Source organism: Humibacillus xanthopallidus, from assembly GCF_006717145.1.
Taxonomy (GTDB): Bacteria; Actinomycetota; Actinomycetes; order Actinomycetales; family Dermatophilaceae; genus Humibacillus; species Humibacillus xanthopallidus.
In genome coordinates this window covers 1,619,536-1,635,477 of record NZ_VFQF01000001.1, presented here as the reverse complement: position 1 = coordinate 1,635,477, position 15,942 = coordinate 1,619,536, and the positions used below count along the sequence as shown (strand labels likewise).

Sequence of the window (15,942 nt, the reverse complement as noted above, 5' to 3'; positions counted from 1 at the left end):
CATACGGCAGGAGGAGTGTCATGCCCACGAGGCGCAGAGGTGACGACGACATGCCCTCGACGATTCGGCGGTCGTCGACCAAGGCCCAGGACACGTGGAGTGCGACGCACGACGCGGCTGTGGAGCAGTACGGCGAGGGCGAGCGGGCACACCGCACCGCCTTCGCGTCGCTCAAGCACAGCTTCGAGAAGGTCGGCGACCACTGGGAGGAGAAGGCGCAGAAAGGGCCGAGCGACGCCCAGGCTGCCCGGCACGGCGCTGCCGCGCGGGCCCACCGCGACGACGGTGACTCCGAGGGTGGGGTCGATGCCTTCGCCAGCAAGGCCCATCTCTACGACATCGCGAGGCGACTTGAGGTCAAAGGGCGCTCGTCGATGAGCAAGGACGAGCTCGTCGACGCCATCCAGAAGGCGAACGACCGAGCGACGGCCGCAGCCCGCGACTCCTGACGCACCCGCTGTGTCTGGCTCGTCACCACTTGCCCCCACGGGGGTGCCGAACGCGCCATGATGGAGGTGGCCGGGAGCACGGTCCCGGCTCTCGCGAGGAGGCGTGCTCACCATGAACGGCCAGGAGACAGACCGCACGACGGTCACCACCGATCACCCCACCGATGCTGCCGACACGACGTCCACGGACGAGTCGGGCAGCCACCACGTCCGCACCGCCGGCGTCGTCATCGGGTATGACGGCTCGCCGGAGTCACGGCTCGCCCTCAGCTGGGCGGCAGCCACGGCACGGAGGCGGGGGAGCCGCCTGACCCTGTTGCACAGCGTCAACCTCAGCTTCATTCCGGGCTTCCCGGCGTTCGACACCTCGCAGGTGGAGCCGGAGCTCCAGGACGCGGCCAAGCGCCTCGTCGACGATGGAGCGCAGCGCGCGGGCGACTCGCTCGACGCGTCGAGGATCCAGACGCAGTACTGGCTCGGCAGCCCGGCTGCCCAGATCGTCGAGGCCTCCAATGACGCCGACCTCGTCGTCATGGGCAGCCGCGGACGCGGGCGCCTCACGGGCGGCCTGCTCGGGTCGACGTCGTATGCCGTCGCGGCCCACGCGCACTGCCCCGTCGTCGTCGTCCGGCCGGCCCACGAGCTCACGCAGCCGGCGGACACCGAGGCCACCGAGGTCGCCTCGGTCAACGACGGCCTCCCCGAGGTCGTCCGGCCGGACGCCGGGCACCCCGTGGTCGTCGGCTTCGACGACTCGGAACCGGCCATGCGCGCGGTGCAGGCTGCTGCCGACATCGCCATGGAGGAGGGCGCCGAGCTGCGCATCGCCCACGTCGTGCAGGTGCCCTCGATCGACAGCTGGGCCTACGAGGAGACGGCGCACGCCGGCACGGTGCACGCGCACAGCCTGCGCGAGCACGCCGACGACGCGCTGTCCGCGGCGGTCCGCCTCGCCAAGGCGAAGCACCCCGACCTCCAGGTGTCGACCGAGGTGCTCTACGGAGACCCTGGACGTGCCATCGCCGACCTCGGCTCCACCGCGGGCCTCGTCGTTGTCGGCTCGCGCGGCCGCGGAGGCTTCAAGGGGCTGCTGCTCGGCTCCGTCAGCCACAACATCATCCACAACGCCGAGTGCCCGGTGATGATCGTCCGCTGAGGAGGTCGCAACCGGCGCGCAGCCAGCTCCACCCGCGAGCCCGTCAGCTCCCGACGGGCTCGCGGCTGATGCGCTCGCCGGCGACCCAGACGCCGGCCACGTCGGCCGGCCCGGCCAGGGCGAACACCCGTGCGACGGCCTCGGTCGCCGAGCCCGCGTGCCGGAGGGCAAGGGCGAGCGGCGACGTCGCTGCCGGCCGGAGCCAGAGCGCATCGAACGCCTTGCCGACCGACAGGTCGCCCACCTCACGCTCGAGTCCGAGGGCGAGCGCGCCGGAGCGGGTTGCAAGGTGCAGCAGGTCTGCCGGTGCGAGCGGCTGGCCCGCGTCGCCGAGGAGCTGCTGCGTGAAGTAGGCCTGCAGTCCCTCCTTGAAGAGCGAGAAGCCCGTGCCGGCTCCGACGTCGGAACCGAGCGAGACGCGCACCCCGTGCCGGACGTGGTCGCGCAGCGGGAAGCTGCCGCTGCCGAGGGCGGCGTTGCTCGTGGGGCAGTGGGCGACCGTCGCACCGCGGCCCGCGAGGACGCCCAGCTCGCGTTCGGTCGGGTGCACGTCGTGCGCCAGCACCGATGACGGCCCGAGCAGGCCGTGCCGGTCATAGGTGTCGACGTAGTCCGTTGCATCCGGGAAAAGCCTTGCGACAGAGGCAATCTCGGCCGGGCTCTCGTTGACGTGGGAGGTGAACCATGCGCCGCTGACGTCCTTGAGCACTGCCTGGCACGACTCGAGCAACTCGTCCGACGCGCCGTAGGAGAAGCGCGGGGTCACGGCATACCTCGTGCGGGTGGCGCGGCCAGCACTCACGGGGTGGTGCCATCGTTGCGCGAGATCGAGGGCTTCGTCGTAGGCGCGCTCGGGCGTCGTGAGCAGCGGCTCCGGCAGGCCGCGGTCACTGACGACGAGACCGGCCGTGACGCGCAGCCCGACGCGGCGCACCTCCTCGAAGAGCACGTCCACGGCGCTCGCGAAGTGCGCCCCGAAGACGAGTGCAGTCGTCGTGCCCGACGCTGCGAGCCCGCTGACGAACTCCGCTGCGACGGCTCGCGCGTGGCCGGTCGACGCGAGCCGCGCCTCCTCGGGGAGGGCGACGGCGTCGAGCCACTCGAGCAACGGCAGGCCGAGCGCGCCGATGATGCGCACCTGCGGGTAGTGGACGTGGGTGTCGACGAGTCCCGGCAGCACGAGTCCCTCGCGCAGGTCGAGCACGTCGTCCGTATGCCGGCTGCTGATCTCCGCCCACGAGCCGCGTTCGACGATGGTGCCCTCGACGACCCGCAGGGCGGCGTCGGTCGCGACGCGCAGCTCGGCCCCGACGGCGCTCTCGCCCGCCGGGGTGTCGAGGAAGGTGCCTCTCACGATGGTCACGACGGCAGGACCGATCCGCTGGCGTGCGAGGCGTGCTCGGTCCTCAGCAGAAGGTCGGCGGCGACCGAGAGGGCCACGGTGGCAGGGTCCTTGCCCGTGATGGCGGACATCCCGATGGGGCTCTGGATGCGGCGCACGGTCTCGTCGTCGTGGCCCTCGCGGCGCAGGAGCGCCTCGAAGCGCGCCCACTTCGCCGACGATCCGATGAGGCCGATCGACCCGAGGTGCCCACAGCGGATGGCGGCATCGCAGAGCGCGGCGTCCTCGGCGTGGTCGTGCGTCATGACGAGGACATGGGTGCCCGCCGGCACCTGACCGAGCGCGACCTCGGGCACGGGGGAGTGGTGGAGGTGGACGCGGGCCACGGCATCGTCGAGAACCGCGAGACGACCGGGCTCGAGAGCCGTGGCGCGCGAGTCGACGAGGTGCAGGTCGAGGTCGTGCCGCGCGAGGATGCGCGCCAGCTCGAGACCGACGTGCCCGACGCCGAAGACGGCCACTGCCGGCACGACCCGCAGCGGCTCCAGCAGGAGGGAGACCTCGCCGCCGCAGCACTGCTGGCCGTGCTCGCTGGGTGCCTTGTCGCTGAGCGACACCGTGAGGGTGACCGGCGCGGCGGTGTCGGTCTCGAGCATCGTCCGCGCCCGGGCGAGCGCAGTGGCCTCGAGGTTGCCGCCGCCGATCGTGCCCCACGCCTCGTCGGCGGACACGACCATCTTGGCGCCGGAGTCGCGGGGGGCGTGACCCCGCACCGCGGCGACCGTGACGAGGACCCCGGGGCGGCGTTGGTCGCGCAGGGCCTGGACCGCGCGGAGCCAGCTCATCGCGGGCTCCCCGAGTCGGCGAGCTGCTCGGACTCGGGCGCGATCGGGGGAGCGTCGGGCTCCGGCTGGTCTGGCTCGTGCTCGTCCTGCGCGCTCGGGTCACCGCTGTCGATGGTCACGCCAGCCGCCTCGGCGCGGTGGGGCAGCGAGGCCTCGACGGGCTGCGAGCGGGCCGACTCGATGGCCCACCAGACCGCCTCCGGCGTCGCCGGTGTGGCGAGGTGGACGGCGCAGCCGTCGGGCCCGAAGGCTGCAGCCGCCTGCCGCAACGCCTCGCGCACCGAGAAGGCGAGCATGAGCGGCGGCTCTCCGACGGCCTTGGAGCCGTAGACGACGCCGTCCTCGTGGGCGTGCTCGAGCAACGAGACGGTGAAGACCTCGGGCATCTCGGAGAGCGACGGCAGCTTGTACGTGCTCGCTGACTGGGTCGCGAGCCGGCCCCGGGTGGGTCCGTCGCTCTCGTCCCACCGGAGGTCCTCGAGGGTGAGCCAGCCTGCGCCCTGGACGAATCCGCCCTCGATCTGGCCGATGTCGACGAGCGGCGAGAGGCTGTCCCCGACGTCGTGCACGATGTCGACCCGCAGGGTGCGATAGGCCCCGGTGAAGCCGTCGACCTCGACCTCGCAGGCCGCGACCCCGTAGGCGAAGTACTTGAAGGGCGAGCCCTGCATCGCGGTCGAGTCCCACTGCAGCCCCTCGGTGCGGTAGAAGCCGGAGGCCCAGAGCTGGACCCGCTGCGCGTAGGCGAGGGCGACGACCTGCTCCCACGTGAGGGAGTCGCCTCCGCCCGCGACAAGACCGTCGGCGAAGGTCACCTGTGACGGGTCGATGCCGAGCCCTGAGGCCGCGACCTCGGCGAGCCGGCCGGTGATCTGCTCGCAGGCGTGCTTGACGGCCCCGCCGTTGAGGTCGGCGCCCGAGCTCGCTGCGGTCGCAGAGGTGTTCGGCACCTTGTCGGTGCGGGTGGGCGCCAGGCGCACCCGCTCGAGGGGGAGCCCCAGTCTCGTCGCGGCCACCTGGAGCATCTTGGTGTGCAGGCCCTGACCCATCTCGGTGCCGCCGTGGTTGATGAGGACGGAGCCGTCGGTGTAGACGTGGACGAGGGCACCGGCCTGGTTGAACGTCGTGAAGTTGAACGAGATGCCGAACTTGACCGGGGTGATGGCGAGGCCCCGCTTGGCGTGGGGGTGCTCGGCGTTGAACACCGCCACCTCCTCGCGTCGTCGCCCGAGATCGGCGCGCGCGGCGAGGTCGTCCCACGCGTGGACGAGGCGCTCGGGGTGGCGGACCCGTTGGCCGTACGGGGTGGCCTGGCCCTCGACGTAGAAGTTGCGCCGGCGAAGCTCCGCCGGGTCGATGCCGAGCAGGGGAGCGCAGCGCCCGAGGATGTCCTCGATGACGAGCATCCCCTGAGGGCCGCCGAATCCGCGGAAGGCGGTCTGAGACGTCTTGTTGGTGCGGGCGATCCGGCCGTTCACCCGCACGTCGGGAATCCAGTAGGCGTTGTCGATGTGGCACAGGGCCCGTGCAAGCACCGGCTCGGACAGGTCGAGGCTCCAGCCGCCGTCGGAGGTGAGGGTCGCGTCGAGGGCAACCAGGCGGGCGTCGGCGTCGAAGCCCACTCGCCACTGGGCGTGGAAGCCGTGGCGCTTGCCCGTCATCGTCATGTCCTGGGTGCGGTTGAGTCGGATCCGGACCGGCCGCCCCGTGAGGGTGGCCCCGAGCGCCGCCACCGCAGCGAGCCCGTGCGGCTGCATCTCCTTGCCCCCGAAGCCGCCACCCATCCGCAGGCACTGCACCGTCACGGCGTTGCTCGGCCGCGCGAGCACCTGCGCGACGATGGACTGGGTCTCGCTCGGGTGCTGCGTGCTGGACTGGACGAACACCTGGCCCGCCTCGTCGACGAGTGCGATCGAGGCGTGCGTCTCGAGGTAGAAGTGCTCCTGGCCGGCGATGTCGATCTCGCCTGCGAAGACTGTTGTGGCGGCTGCCAGCCCGCTCTCGACGTCACCCCGTGCAAGGGTCGGCTGGCCGCCCTGGAACGCGTCGGCCGCGATCGCCTCGCGCACCGTGATGATCGCCGGCAAGGGTGCGTAGTCCACCTCGACCGCCGCCGCCCCGACCCGGGCTGCCTCGAGGGTCTCGCCGAGCACCCAGCAGACGGCCTGGCCGACGTAGCACGCCTCATCCGGGAAGAGCGGCTCGTCACCCTTGACGCCTGCGTCGTTGAGACCGGGCACGTCGGCCGCGGTGAGCACCCGCACGACACCGCCGACGTCGTATGCCGCCTCGACGCGGAGCGCTGTCACCGTGGCCCTCGCGTGTGGCGACTGCACCGGCCACGCGTGCAGCACGCCGGCAGTCCGGCCGACGAGGTCGTCGGTGTAGAGCGCGGCCCCGGTGACGTGCAGCGTGGCCGACTCGTGCGGGATTGCTTGACCCACAACGGCGTCCGCCGGACGCTGCGAGAGGCTGCTCATGCGCGCGCCCCCTCGGTCGTCGTCGGTTGCGCGTGGTCTGCATAGAGCCGCAGCAGGGCTGAGCCGAGCATGGCTCGGCGGTAGGCAGCCGACGCGCGGAGGTCGTCGATCGGCGTCCCCTCACCGCGCAGGACCTCGGCGGCCGCGTGCACGGTCAACTCCGACCATGGGTGACCCTCGAGAGACTGCTCGGTCGCGAAGGCGCGGATCGGGGTGGCGGCGACCCCACCGAGACCGATCCGGGCCCGGGTCACGGAGCCGTCCTCGACCTCGAGGGCGCAGGCGACGGCGACACCGCTGATGTCGTCGAACCGCCTCTTGGCGATCTTGGTGAAGGCGGTGACAGGACTCAGCGGCAGGGGAATCCGCACGGCACGAATCAGCTCGTCCGGACGACGGACGGTGGTGCGGTAGCCGGTGAAGAACTCACTGATCGGAAGCGTTCGCTCGCCGCCCGACGAGGCGAGGACCACCTCGGCATCGAGGGCGAGGAGCACCGGCGCCGCATCACCGATGGGCGAGGCGGTCGCGAGGTTGCCGCCGAGTGTCGCGCCGTTGCGGATGAGCCGTGAGGCGAACTGGGGCAGGAGCTCGGCGAGCAGGGGGACCCGCCCGTCCAGGCGCCGCTCGACCTCCGAGAGGGTGAGCGCTGCTCCGACGACGACAGCGTCGTCGTCGTCGTCGAGCATCCGCAGCTCGGCGACGCGGTCGATGGCGATGACGAAGGGTGGGCGGGCACCCCGGAGGTTGACCTCGACGCCCCAGTCGGTCGACCCTGCGACGAGCACCGCCTCGGGGTGCTCGGCGAGGAGTGCGAAGGCGTCGGCCAGGTCGGCCGCTCGGGCATACGAGCCGGTTGCACCCACGAGCCGGGTCGGCACCGCATCGGGGGCCGGAGCGTCACGGCGGCGGCCGAGCGGGTCGTCACCGGACGGCATACCGAGGGCGTCGGCGGCGTCCCGGATCGGTCGGTAGCCCGTGCACCGGCAGAGGTTGCCGGACAGGGCGTGGGCATCGCAGCCGGCGTCGGTGCGGTCGGCGCGGTAGTACTCGGCCGCGAGGCTGCACACGAAGCCGGGCGTGCAGAAGCCGCACTGCGAGCCCCCTCGCACGGCCATCTCGCGCTGCACCGGGTGCAGGTCGTCGGGCGAGCCGAGGCCCTCGACGGTCACGACCTCCTGGCCGTCGAGCGAGGCGGCGGGCACGAGGCAGGCGTTGACGGCCGTCCACTCCGTGGTGGCGTCGTCCGTGGGGCTCGGGCGCGCGACGAGCACCGCGCACGCGCCGCACTCACCCTCGGCGCAGCCCTCCTTGGCACCCGTCAGGCCCTTGGAGCGCAGCCAGTCGAGGGCGTTCGTCGCCCCGGACACCCCCTCGAAGCCGAGCGGGGTCCCGTTGACGGTGGCGGACGGCATACGCGAGGACATGTGCAGAGACGTACCCGATCGGGGCGCGGGGCCGCCAGCGGCGTGCCCCGCGTGGCCAGTGGTCAGGGAAGCGTCGAGACGAACCGGCCCAGCGCGTCGTCCCAGCGCCGCTTGTCGCCGGCGCCGTCGTCCGCGATGCCCTCACCCTCGTGGTAGAGGTCGAGGCGGGTGCCGTCACCGTCGCCCTTGAGCTGGAGGTCGACGATGCTGAGCGGTCCGTCCTCGTGCGGGTGCCACGAGACGCGGATCTGCTCGAGGGGATGCCAGCTGCGCACGACGCCGTGGGGGCCGTCCGTGCTGTGCCACGACTCACCCTTGCTGCCGAGCGTCACGCCCGGGCCGAGGAGGGCCTCGGTGCCGCGAGCGCTGATGAGGTGCTCCCACACCTCGTCGACGGGCTTGGCGACGGTCGTGGTGGCGTGCACGCCTGCGGGCGACCCCTCGAGCTCGGCGTCCTCTGCCTGCTCGGGGACCGACTGCGTTGAACTGCTCATGGGCACCTCCGGTTCGCTCGGAACGGCCCCGGATGGGCCGGACCCACCACCCACAGTCGATCAAAGGATGGGCGCGAGCACAATGCCTCGGGAGGGTGATCTGCGTCGGATCCGGAGTGTCGGTGGGCGGGCCTAGGGTGTGACAATGATCGATCACTTCGGCATCAACTGCTCGGACTTCGAGGCCAGCGCGAGGTTCTACGACACGGTGCTCGGTGTGCTCGGCTACTCCCGGCAGATGGATGTCGGTGTCGCCATCGGCTACGGCAGCGAGGGCCACCCGGAGTTCTGGATCTCGTCGTGGAGCGGGCCTGAGCCGAGTCGCGAGATGCACTGCGCCTTCGCGGCGGAGGGCGTCGAGGCCGTCCAAGCTTTCCACGAGGCGGCCGTGGGGCTCGGCGCCGAGTCGTTGCACGCACCGCGGCTGTGGCCGGAGTACCACGCCGGCTACTACGGCGCCTTCGTGCGTGACCCCGACGGCAACAACGTCGAGGCGGTCTGCCACCGAGGGACGCCCGAGGACTGAGGACGACTGCTCTCCGCAGCGATCGGCCAGGTCGGCGCCGCACCTGCGGGCCGGTGCTGCTCGAACCAGTGCAGGGCCCGTAGAACGGCGACGTCGTCGAAGCGGCGGCCCGAGATCTGGAGCCCGACGGTGCGACCGTCTGCGGTGAAGCCGGCGTTGACGGTGCCGGCGGGCTGGCCCGACAGGTTGAACGGTGCGGTGAAACCGATGTGCGGCATGGCCTCGTCGCCGTCGCCCCAGGGCATCGGCCACTCGGCCGGGAAGGCCGCCATGGGGGCAACGGGGGAGAGGACGAGGTCGCAGCGCTCGGTGGCGGCGACCGTGGCCTGCTGGATGGCCATGATCGCTGCGTAGTCGCGCATGACGTCGCGGCCGTCGACGGACCGGCCGGCCTCGGCCCACCGTCGCACGAAGGGCAGGACGCGGTCCTGGGCGTCGTCGTCGAGTGCGTCGAGCTCGACGAGGGAGCGGACCCGCCAGAACTCGTCGAGGCGCACGAGCCACTCGGGCGTCATGAACGGCTCGAGAGGGACGACCTCGGCACCCGACGCGGCGAAGACGGCAGCCGCGGACTCGATGACGGCCCGCACCTCGGGGTCGACCGGTGTGCCGCACCCGGCGTCGAGGAGCAGGCCGATGCGCGTCGTGTCGTTGTCGAGGCGGTCGAGGGTGAGGGGGTCGGGGAGAGCGGCGCCCGGGGGCAGCGCGGTCCAGTCGCGCGGGTCAGGTCCGCTGATGACGGACAGGAGCAGCGCGGCGTCGGCCGCCGATCGGGTCAAGGGTCCGGCCACCCGCCCGAGGTAGGGCGTGTCGAGGGGCACGCGCCCAGCGCTGGGCTTGAGGGTGGTCAGACCGAGCCAGGTGCCGGGGAGGCGGATCGAGCCGCCGATGTCGGTGCCGACGTGGAGCGGGCCGTAGCCCGAAGCGGCGGCCGCGCCGGCGCCGGAGGAGGAGCCACCGGTGGTCAGCCGCTCGTCCCAGGGAGACCGGGTCACGCCGTGCAGGCTGGAGACGCCGGAGCTGAGCATGCCCCAGTCGGGCATGACCGTCGAGCCGATGATGGTGCCGGCTGCCTCCTCGATGCGCGCGACGACGGGCGAGCTGCGGGTGGGGACCGCCGGTGAGGTGCCGGCGTTGCCCGCGGGCATGGGCACACCGGCCCGAGCGAGGTTCTCCTTGACGGTGACGGGGACGCCGTCGAGCGGGCCATCAGGACTGCCGGCGACCCAGCGGCGCTCGCTCGCCCGAGCTGCCTCGAGAAGGGCGTCGCGGCGCGTCTCGAGGTCGTTGACCCACAGGGCGTTGAGCGTGGGTTCGCGCTCGCCCACCACGTCGGCCACGTCGAGCAGGACCTCGACCGGAGAGAGCGCCCGGTCGGCGTATGCCGCCAGCAGCTCGGTCGCGCAGAGGGCGGCTGGGCGGCTCGGAGTCGTCACCGGCATGCCTCCTTCCACTGCGTGCCGTCGGCAGGCTGTCCTCACGATAACCGTGTGGATATCTCCGGCCGACTGTCACCGGCTCCCGGCATGCTCGAGGGCATGAGCTTCCAGGACCTGCCCGCCGACTGGGCCCAGCGACCAATCACCGATCCCGACGTCTTCGAGGGCGTCATCGACCTCATCGTCACCGATCAGGCCCGGTGCGAGGGGTCGACCTACGTCCTGCTCTGCCACGAAGGTGGCCGGCTCATGCAGCCGATCTGCCTGCCGGACGAGCCGCACACAGTCGACGTGGTGCGCGTGCAGGACGGCTTGACGCGGCTCTTCACGGAGGCTGCCGGCGAGGGGGTGCACGACGTCGTCATGGCCATCGCCCGCCCCGGCCGTCCGGATCCCACTCCGCGCGACCACGACCTGCGTGTCGCCTTCGAGGAGGCGTGCAGCGCTTCCGGTGTGCGGCTGCTCGGGGTGGCGATCGCGGCCCCCACCGGCGTGACGGCCTTCCCCGCTGACGGCTCGGTCGCCGCCTGAGGCCGGGCCCGGGTCGAGCCAGCCAGCTGTCGGGCCGCGCGGCGCCCCCCGAGCTACCCCGGCACTACCACCGCGCTACCCCCGCGCTACCCCCGCCGCCGGAGCGGCGGGGGTAGCGTCGTTGGACGAGGCGCTAGTCGGCGCCGATGACGACGTGGGAGGCGCTCATGGCCGCGAGACCGGACGACGGGGCGGACTCGAGAGCGAGCTCTGCTGGGGACGCCGACGAGGGCCTGACGGAGGGCTTCGGCGGCGAGGCGACGAGCGTGGTCCCCGACACCGCGGCCTCGTCCCGGTGGGACCGGAACGCACAGGACGAGGACGCCCTCGTCGCGGACGAGTGACCCTGGGCAGCGCCCCGGTGAGGGGTAGGGGCGAGGCGCCTCTGTGTTGAGTCACGGGGTGACTCAACACAGAGGCAGCAGGTGGTGTGGATCGCGGTTGTTGTCGACCGCCTTGCTTGGTCAGCGGCTGACGAGCACGCCTTTGGCCTCTCGCACCGTGACGGCGGTGGCTGGTCCGGGCACGGTCACCGTCGACGGGATCTCGTCCCAGGCTGTGCCGTCCAGGCTGAAGTCGGCTCCGAACGTCGTGTTGACGCGGACGGGGAACTCTCCCTTGGCCCGGTAGATGTGCTTCACGTCGCCGTCGGGGTACACCCCGCCGGTCGAGGTCGTCGGCCCGTAGGTCGAGCCGTCGCCGAAGACGTAGGTGAAGCCGACGAGCTTCGGGCGGATGCGGACCGGGATGCCTCGCAGAACCGACCGGTCGACCTCTCCGGGTGCGAAGCCGGCGGGGGTCCAGTTCACCTTGTAGAACGTCGTGAGGTTGACGAGCGTCGTGTTGCCCGCGGGCTGGCTCGAGATCTGCGGTTTCGCCCATGGCGTGCGCATGAACTGAGCCTTGATGTCAGCCATCGACAACGTCGGCCGCGCCCCCGGAGCCACATCTGAGGCGCAAGTGCTGCCCTGCGCGGTCCAGGGCTCCATCACCCGATCGCCGGCCAGGGTGCGCCGCCAGATGCGCAGATAAGGGCCAGCCATGTCTGGAGGACAATCCTTCAGCGCGTGCGCACAGGAGACTTCCTGTGTCGTGGTCTCGGGTTGGGCCTCGGCGCAGTCGTTCAGGGACATGTACTCGTAGACAGGTGCGTCTCGCGGCCGGTCGCTCACTACGGTGCTGCCGTTGTCGTCCGGAAACCTCTTGAGTGCGAGTACCTGTTGCCTGGTGAGGCCAACGTAGGCCGACGCCTCATCCGTGCCGCAGTTGAAGGTGTCGCCGATCTGGCAAGGATCTCCGCTGCCAGCCGTGGCAGCAGTCACTTCGGCGGCTGTCCCCGGTGCGGACAAACTCAGCGAGACTGCCAGCGAAACGAAGGTTGTCGTGATCGGCCTCAGGCGCGCTGGTTGACACATCATGATTTGGCTGTCTGCAAACGGGTAACACGCCAATGCGAGTCAAACGCCAGAGTCAAGAGGAATGCCCCCTTGGCTTCAGATGTCCGACTAACGGCCTTACCGCCCCCGTCAACCACCCTCACCGCGGCCTGATTAACGAACGCGGTCACCTCTCGTCGATTGGCAGCAAAGGTTGTGGCGGTAGCGGATGTCACTTTGAGCGAGGGTGAGTCATGGTGGACGCCGTCCTCGCGGAACTTGGCCGCTGTGGCCACGAACTGCTCGCACGTCTTGCATGCTTGCGTTGACAGCCCACGCAAAGCGCCCGGATCAGCCGTCGTGTACGCCTGATTGACCTGAGCTATGTAGAAGCGGGCGAAGGCTTCTCCTCCAGCCATCGTCTCTGGGCGGGCGGCGGCGGGGATCTTGGCGATGACCGGATCCACCGACGGGGTAGGCGTCGCTGTCGTCGTGGGAGCCGCCGTCGTCGTCGCACTGCTCGACGTCGTCAGAGGAGCCGTGCTGGGCGGCGGGCCCTGAGGTGACCCGGACGTGCACCCGGCGGCCACGAGCAGCGCAACGACGCTGGCGGCATACGGGAGGGCTCGTCGGGCTCGTGGTGGGACGGAGCCATGGTCGGCGAAGGTCATCGGCATCCCCTCGTGCAGATCTCTCAGCCGTTCGGCAGAGCGTGGTGTCGGTCCAGGTCGTGCGTGCTGGTGCTTCGGTGACGGTGCGTCCCGATTCGTTCCGCACGGTCTCATGATCTTGGCGCAGTCGCACCCCGAGCCTCTCCCCTCATCCACAGGCTCGCACCCACCTCTGAGCCCGTCCACAGCAAGCGCAGGCCCCCACGCCCCGGTTCGGAGCATGGACGACTGGCAGGTAACCTTTGGGCCGGTCCTGCGCGGCCTCCACACGCGCAGCAACTGAGAAACGCCCGAGACAGTGGCGTGTGCAAGGGAGCCCCATGACCCGCAGCGACAGCGTCGACGTCAAGCGTTGGCGCGCGAAGTATGCGCTCATCGAGCGTGCAGCAGAGTCGGACAAGGACGCCCAGGCCCTCTTCGCCGAGCTCGACTTCGAGCGTGCCGCTCGCAACGGCGAGCTGCGCGAGATCCTCGCCGACCTCGTCGCGAGCAGCGACCTGCTCGCCTTCAAGGAGGCGATGAACCACTGGGCCCGCAAGGACGGGCCCTACGTCGGCTTCGGGCCCATTGGCATCCCCTGGCTCGCGGCCCTCGTGCGCCGCGCCGACGAGGAGTACGCCGAGGTCGTCGACCTACTCAAGGTGACCCTGCAGACCCCGGCCTCCCCGCAGGACGCCGCCGACAAGCTCCAGTCGGTCGACGCCTTCCTCGCCCGGGGAGGCTCGCGCGGCCAGCGCGCCCCGGCACCCGGCCACACGGCATACGTCCTCTCCCTCTTCTGGTCGACCGACGACGCCGGCGACTGGCCGCTCATGTGGGAGAACGCGCCCCACATGCTCCAGCGGTTCGGCTGGCTCGAGCGCGGCCTCAGCCACGCCGAGCGCTATGTCGCCTTCGCCGACCTCTGCCACGCGCTGCGCCCCGACGACCCGCGGTATGCCGCTCGGATCCTCTGGCACTTCAAGGAGACGGAGGGCTTCGTCGGCATCGCCCCCAACGTCCTCGACGTCTGCGTCGAGGCGGCCGAGCTCGCCTCCGAGTTCCGCCCCTCTTCCGGCTACGCGACGCCGGCGCAGGAGGAGCGCGCCGCCGACCTTGCCCGCCAGCTGCGCGGGGAGGCCGACCACATCAGCGACAGCCTCATCGAGCGGCTCGGGGCCGAGACCGGTCTCTACCTCGAGGCCCCCACCCTCGCGCTGCAGCAGCTCGCGGGGGAGGAGAGCGCCTACCGCTCCGACCTGTATGCCGCGTGGATCCTCGTCGGTGGCGCCGGCGCTCCCGGCTTCCGCCTCTGGGTGACGCGCTCGGGAGTGGCTTTCGGCCTGCACGGCGGCTGGGAGGGCGAGAGCGACCAGCAGCACCGCGAGGTGGGTGCCCTCGTGCAGGACCACCTGCCGCGGGGACTGAACTTCTTCCGCGTCCACGAGGACGGCCGCGGCGACCGGCTCGAGCTGGCGGGGCGCGAGTACCCCTCTGGCGAGACCTTCGTCGGCCGCTGGTGGAAGGACGAGGAGGCTCTCGGCAGAGCCGATTTCGCCGACGACATCATCTCGACGGCGCGCGCCCTGACGCCGCTGCTTCGCTTCATGAGCTCGAGCCAGCGCGGTGACGACCCGTCGCTCGACCTCGCGTCGATGGTCGACCTGGCCACCGAGGTCGAGATCTTCCGCACCGAGCGGCCCTACCCGACCGAGCGCGACGCCTGGCACCAGGAGCAGCGCCGGATCTTCGCCGCCTGCCTCTCGCGCGAGGGCCTCGAGGACTTCGACCTGCCGACCTTCAAGCGGATCGTCTCGACCCGAGGCTACGGCGACATCGGTGCCCAGTCCGTGCTCATCAGCTCCATCAACGCCCTCGACGCCAGCGGCATCGAGCAGCTGCGCAACACGGTGCGCGAGCTGCTCTGGGGCGAAGGGCGCGACGAGGAGCGCATCAACCGCGTGCTCTCGACCGACGACGTGCCGGTCCAGGGCTTCGGTGAGACGGTCGTGCTCAAGCTCTTCGCGATCGCTCATCCCGAGCACTGGCTGCCGCTCTTCTCGCTCGGTGGCGACTCCGGCAAGGCGGCGATGCTGGCCCGTCTCGGCGGCCCGGCGCGCTGGACGGAGGGCAAGTCACGCGGTCGCATGCACGTCGAGACGAACGCCCTGCTGCGACAGACCCTCGACCCGCTGCTGCCCGACGACCCCTGGGGTCAGGGCCAGCTCGCCCACTGGCTCATGCGGCGCTCCGACAAGGCGCTCACGCCCGACAAGGACGCGCTCGGCGACGCTGCCGCAGACCTTCTCATCGAAGAGTCCTTCCTCCGCGAGATCAAGGGTCTGCTCGAGGAGAAGAAGCAGGTCATCTTCTACGGGCCTCCCGGCACCGGAAAGACCTATCTGGCACAGCGATTCGCCACGGCCCTGCAACCGGACCCGGCGAAGCGCGACATCGTCCAGTTCCACCCGAGCAGCAGCTACGAGGACTTCTTCGAGGGCTTCCGCCCACAGATCGACCACCAGGGCCAGATGGTCTACGAGCTGCGCAAGGGTCCCCTCGCGCTGCTGGCCGAGGCCGCCGAGGCCGACCCGCTGACGCCGCACATCATGATCATCGACGAGATCAACCGCGCAAACCTCCCGCGCGTCTTCGGCGAGCTGCTCTTCCTGCTCGAGTACCGGTCGCACTCGGTCAAGACGTCCTACCGGCCCGACGAGGGCTTCGAGCTGCCGCCGAACCTCTACTTCATCGGCACGATGAACACCGCCGACCGGTCGATCGCGCTCGTCGACGCGGCGCTGCGCCGGCGGTTCGACTTCGTGCCCTTCATGCCCCACGACGGGCCCATGCAGGGCCTGCTGCGACGCTGGCTCGAGGCGCACGACGGTCCCGTGTGGGTCGCCGACCTCGTCGACCGGGTGAACGAGGACCTGCGTCGGGCGCTGCGCGGACCGCACCTGCAGATCGGGCACTCGTACTTCATGCGGCCGGGCCTCGACGACGACGAGGCGACGTTGCGGCGCATCTGGGACTACAACGTCTACCCGTTCATCGAGGACCAGCTCTACGGCCGGGAGCACGAGCTCGCCCAGTTCCGTTGGGAGAACGTGCGATCGCGTTACGGCCAGATCGACGTCGCTCGCCCGTAGGCGAGCCCCCGTCGTCGCCTCAGTCGGCTCAGTCGGGGCAGTCGCCTCAGTCGGCTCAGTCGGGGCAGGGCGGGC

14 protein-coding genes are annotated in these 15,942 nt (G+C 71.1%); 6 read left to right on the top strand and 8 right to left on the bottom strand.

Features of this window, described 5'->3' with window-relative positions; genetic code table 11:
* Nucleotides 1–20 precede the first annotated feature (20 nt).
* Together FHX52_RS07260 and FHX52_RS07255 are read left to right on the top strand one after the other, a co-directional pair.
* Nucleotides 21–449, top strand: a complete 429-nt coding sequence (locus tag FHX52_RS07260) for a ChaB family protein (protein ID WP_141821210.1) — start codon at nucleotides 21–23, stop codon at nucleotides 447–449.
* Nucleotides 450–561: 112 nt separating this feature from the next.
* Nucleotides 562–1,605, top strand: coding sequence for a universal stress protein (locus tag FHX52_RS07255; RefSeq protein WP_141821208.1), 1,044 nt, complete (start codon nucleotides 562–564; stop codon nucleotides 1,603–1,605).
* A 43-nt stretch (nucleotides 1,606–1,648) separates the two neighbouring features.
* Here FHX52_RS07255 and FHX52_RS07250 read toward each other — a convergent pair whose 3' ends face one another.
* The 5 genes from FHX52_RS07250 to FHX52_RS07230 form a co-directional block, all read right to left on the bottom strand.
* Nucleotides 1,649–2,968 (bottom strand): guanine deaminase, encoded by a 1,320-nt coding sequence (locus tag FHX52_RS07250; protein WP_141821206.1) that lies wholly within the window; start codon nucleotides 2,966–2,968, stop codon nucleotides 1,649–1,651.
* Nucleotides 2,965–3,792, bottom strand: a complete 828-nt coding sequence (gene xdhC / locus FHX52_RS07245) for a xanthine dehydrogenase accessory protein XdhC (protein WP_141821204.1) — start codon at nucleotides 3,790–3,792, stop codon at nucleotides 2,965–2,967. The genes FHX52_RS07250 and xdhC overlap by 4 nt, the downstream gene beginning before the upstream one ends.
* Complete coding sequence (gene xdhB, locus FHX52_RS07240) at nucleotides 3,789–6,272, bottom strand: xanthine dehydrogenase molybdopterin binding subunit (protein WP_141821202.1); 2,484 nt, start codon at nucleotides 6,270–6,272, stop codon at nucleotides 3,789–3,791. The genes xdhC and xdhB overlap by 4 nt, the downstream gene beginning before the upstream one ends.
* Nucleotides 6,269–7,699: a xanthine dehydrogenase small subunit gene (locus FHX52_RS07235; protein WP_221630515.1), complete on the bottom strand. Its 1,431-nt coding sequence runs from the start codon at nucleotides 7,697–7,699 to the stop codon at nucleotides 6,269–6,271. Before FHX52_RS07235 ends, xdhB begins: the two co-directional genes overlap by 4 nt.
* A gap of 62 nt (nucleotides 7,700–7,761) precedes the next feature.
* The gene (locus FHX52_RS07230) at nucleotides 7,762–8,193 is read right to left on the bottom strand and encodes an SRPBCC family protein (RefSeq protein ID WP_246069654.1); all 432 of its coding nucleotides are present in this window, start codon (nucleotides 8,191–8,193) and stop codon (nucleotides 7,762–7,764) included.
* 145 nt (nucleotides 8,194–8,338) lie between these two features.
* On the opposite strand from FHX52_RS07230, the gene FHX52_RS07225 reads away from it, so the two are divergent.
* Nucleotides 8,339–8,719 carry a VOC family protein gene (locus FHX52_RS07225; protein WP_141821200.1) on the top strand — a complete coding sequence of 127 codons (381 nt, stop codon included), beginning with the start codon at nucleotides 8,339–8,341 and terminating at the stop codon, nucleotides 8,717–8,719.
* Here the strand turns inward: FHX52_RS07225 and FHX52_RS07220 are convergent.
* Nucleotides 8,644–10,155, bottom strand: coding sequence for an amidase (locus tag FHX52_RS07220; RefSeq protein WP_425460089.1), 1,512 nt, complete (start codon nucleotides 10,153–10,155; stop codon nucleotides 8,644–8,646). The two genes, FHX52_RS07225 and FHX52_RS07220, sit on opposite strands and share 76 nt — an antisense overlap.
* Before the next feature lie 102 nt (nucleotides 10,156–10,257).
* Here FHX52_RS07220 and FHX52_RS07215 point away from each other — a divergent pair, with 102 nt between their 5' ends.
* Complete coding sequence (locus tag FHX52_RS07215) at nucleotides 10,258–10,689, top strand: hypothetical protein (RefSeq protein WP_141821196.1); 432 nt, start codon at nucleotides 10,258–10,260, stop codon at nucleotides 10,687–10,689.
* 146 nt (nucleotides 10,690–10,835) lie between these two features.
* The gene (locus tag FHX52_RS07210) at nucleotides 10,836–11,033 is read left to right on the top strand and encodes a hypothetical protein (protein WP_141821194.1); all 198 of its coding nucleotides are present in this window, start codon (nucleotides 10,836–10,838) and stop codon (nucleotides 11,031–11,033) included.
* 120 nt (nucleotides 11,034–11,153) lie between these two features.
* Here FHX52_RS07210 and FHX52_RS07205 read toward each other — a convergent pair whose 3' ends face one another.
* Together FHX52_RS07205 and FHX52_RS24740 are read right to left on the bottom strand one after the other, a co-directional pair.
* Nucleotides 11,154–11,606: a hypothetical protein gene (locus FHX52_RS07205; protein ID WP_141821192.1), complete on the bottom strand. Its 453-nt coding sequence runs from the start codon at nucleotides 11,604–11,606 to the stop codon at nucleotides 11,154–11,156.
* Between the two features lie 497 nt (nucleotides 11,607–12,103).
* Nucleotides 12,104–12,532, bottom strand: coding sequence for a DUF6318 family protein (locus FHX52_RS24740; protein WP_221630514.1), 429 nt, complete (start codon nucleotides 12,530–12,532; stop codon nucleotides 12,104–12,106).
* A 524-nt stretch (nucleotides 12,533–13,056) separates the two neighbouring features.
* On the opposite strand from FHX52_RS24740, the gene FHX52_RS24105 reads away from it, so the two are divergent.
* On the top strand, nucleotides 13,057–15,867 hold the full coding sequence (locus FHX52_RS24105; RefSeq protein ID WP_221630513.1) for an McrB family protein: 2,811 nt from the start codon (nucleotides 13,057–13,059) through the stop codon (nucleotides 15,865–15,867).
* Nucleotides 15,868–15,942 lie beyond the last annotated feature (75 nt).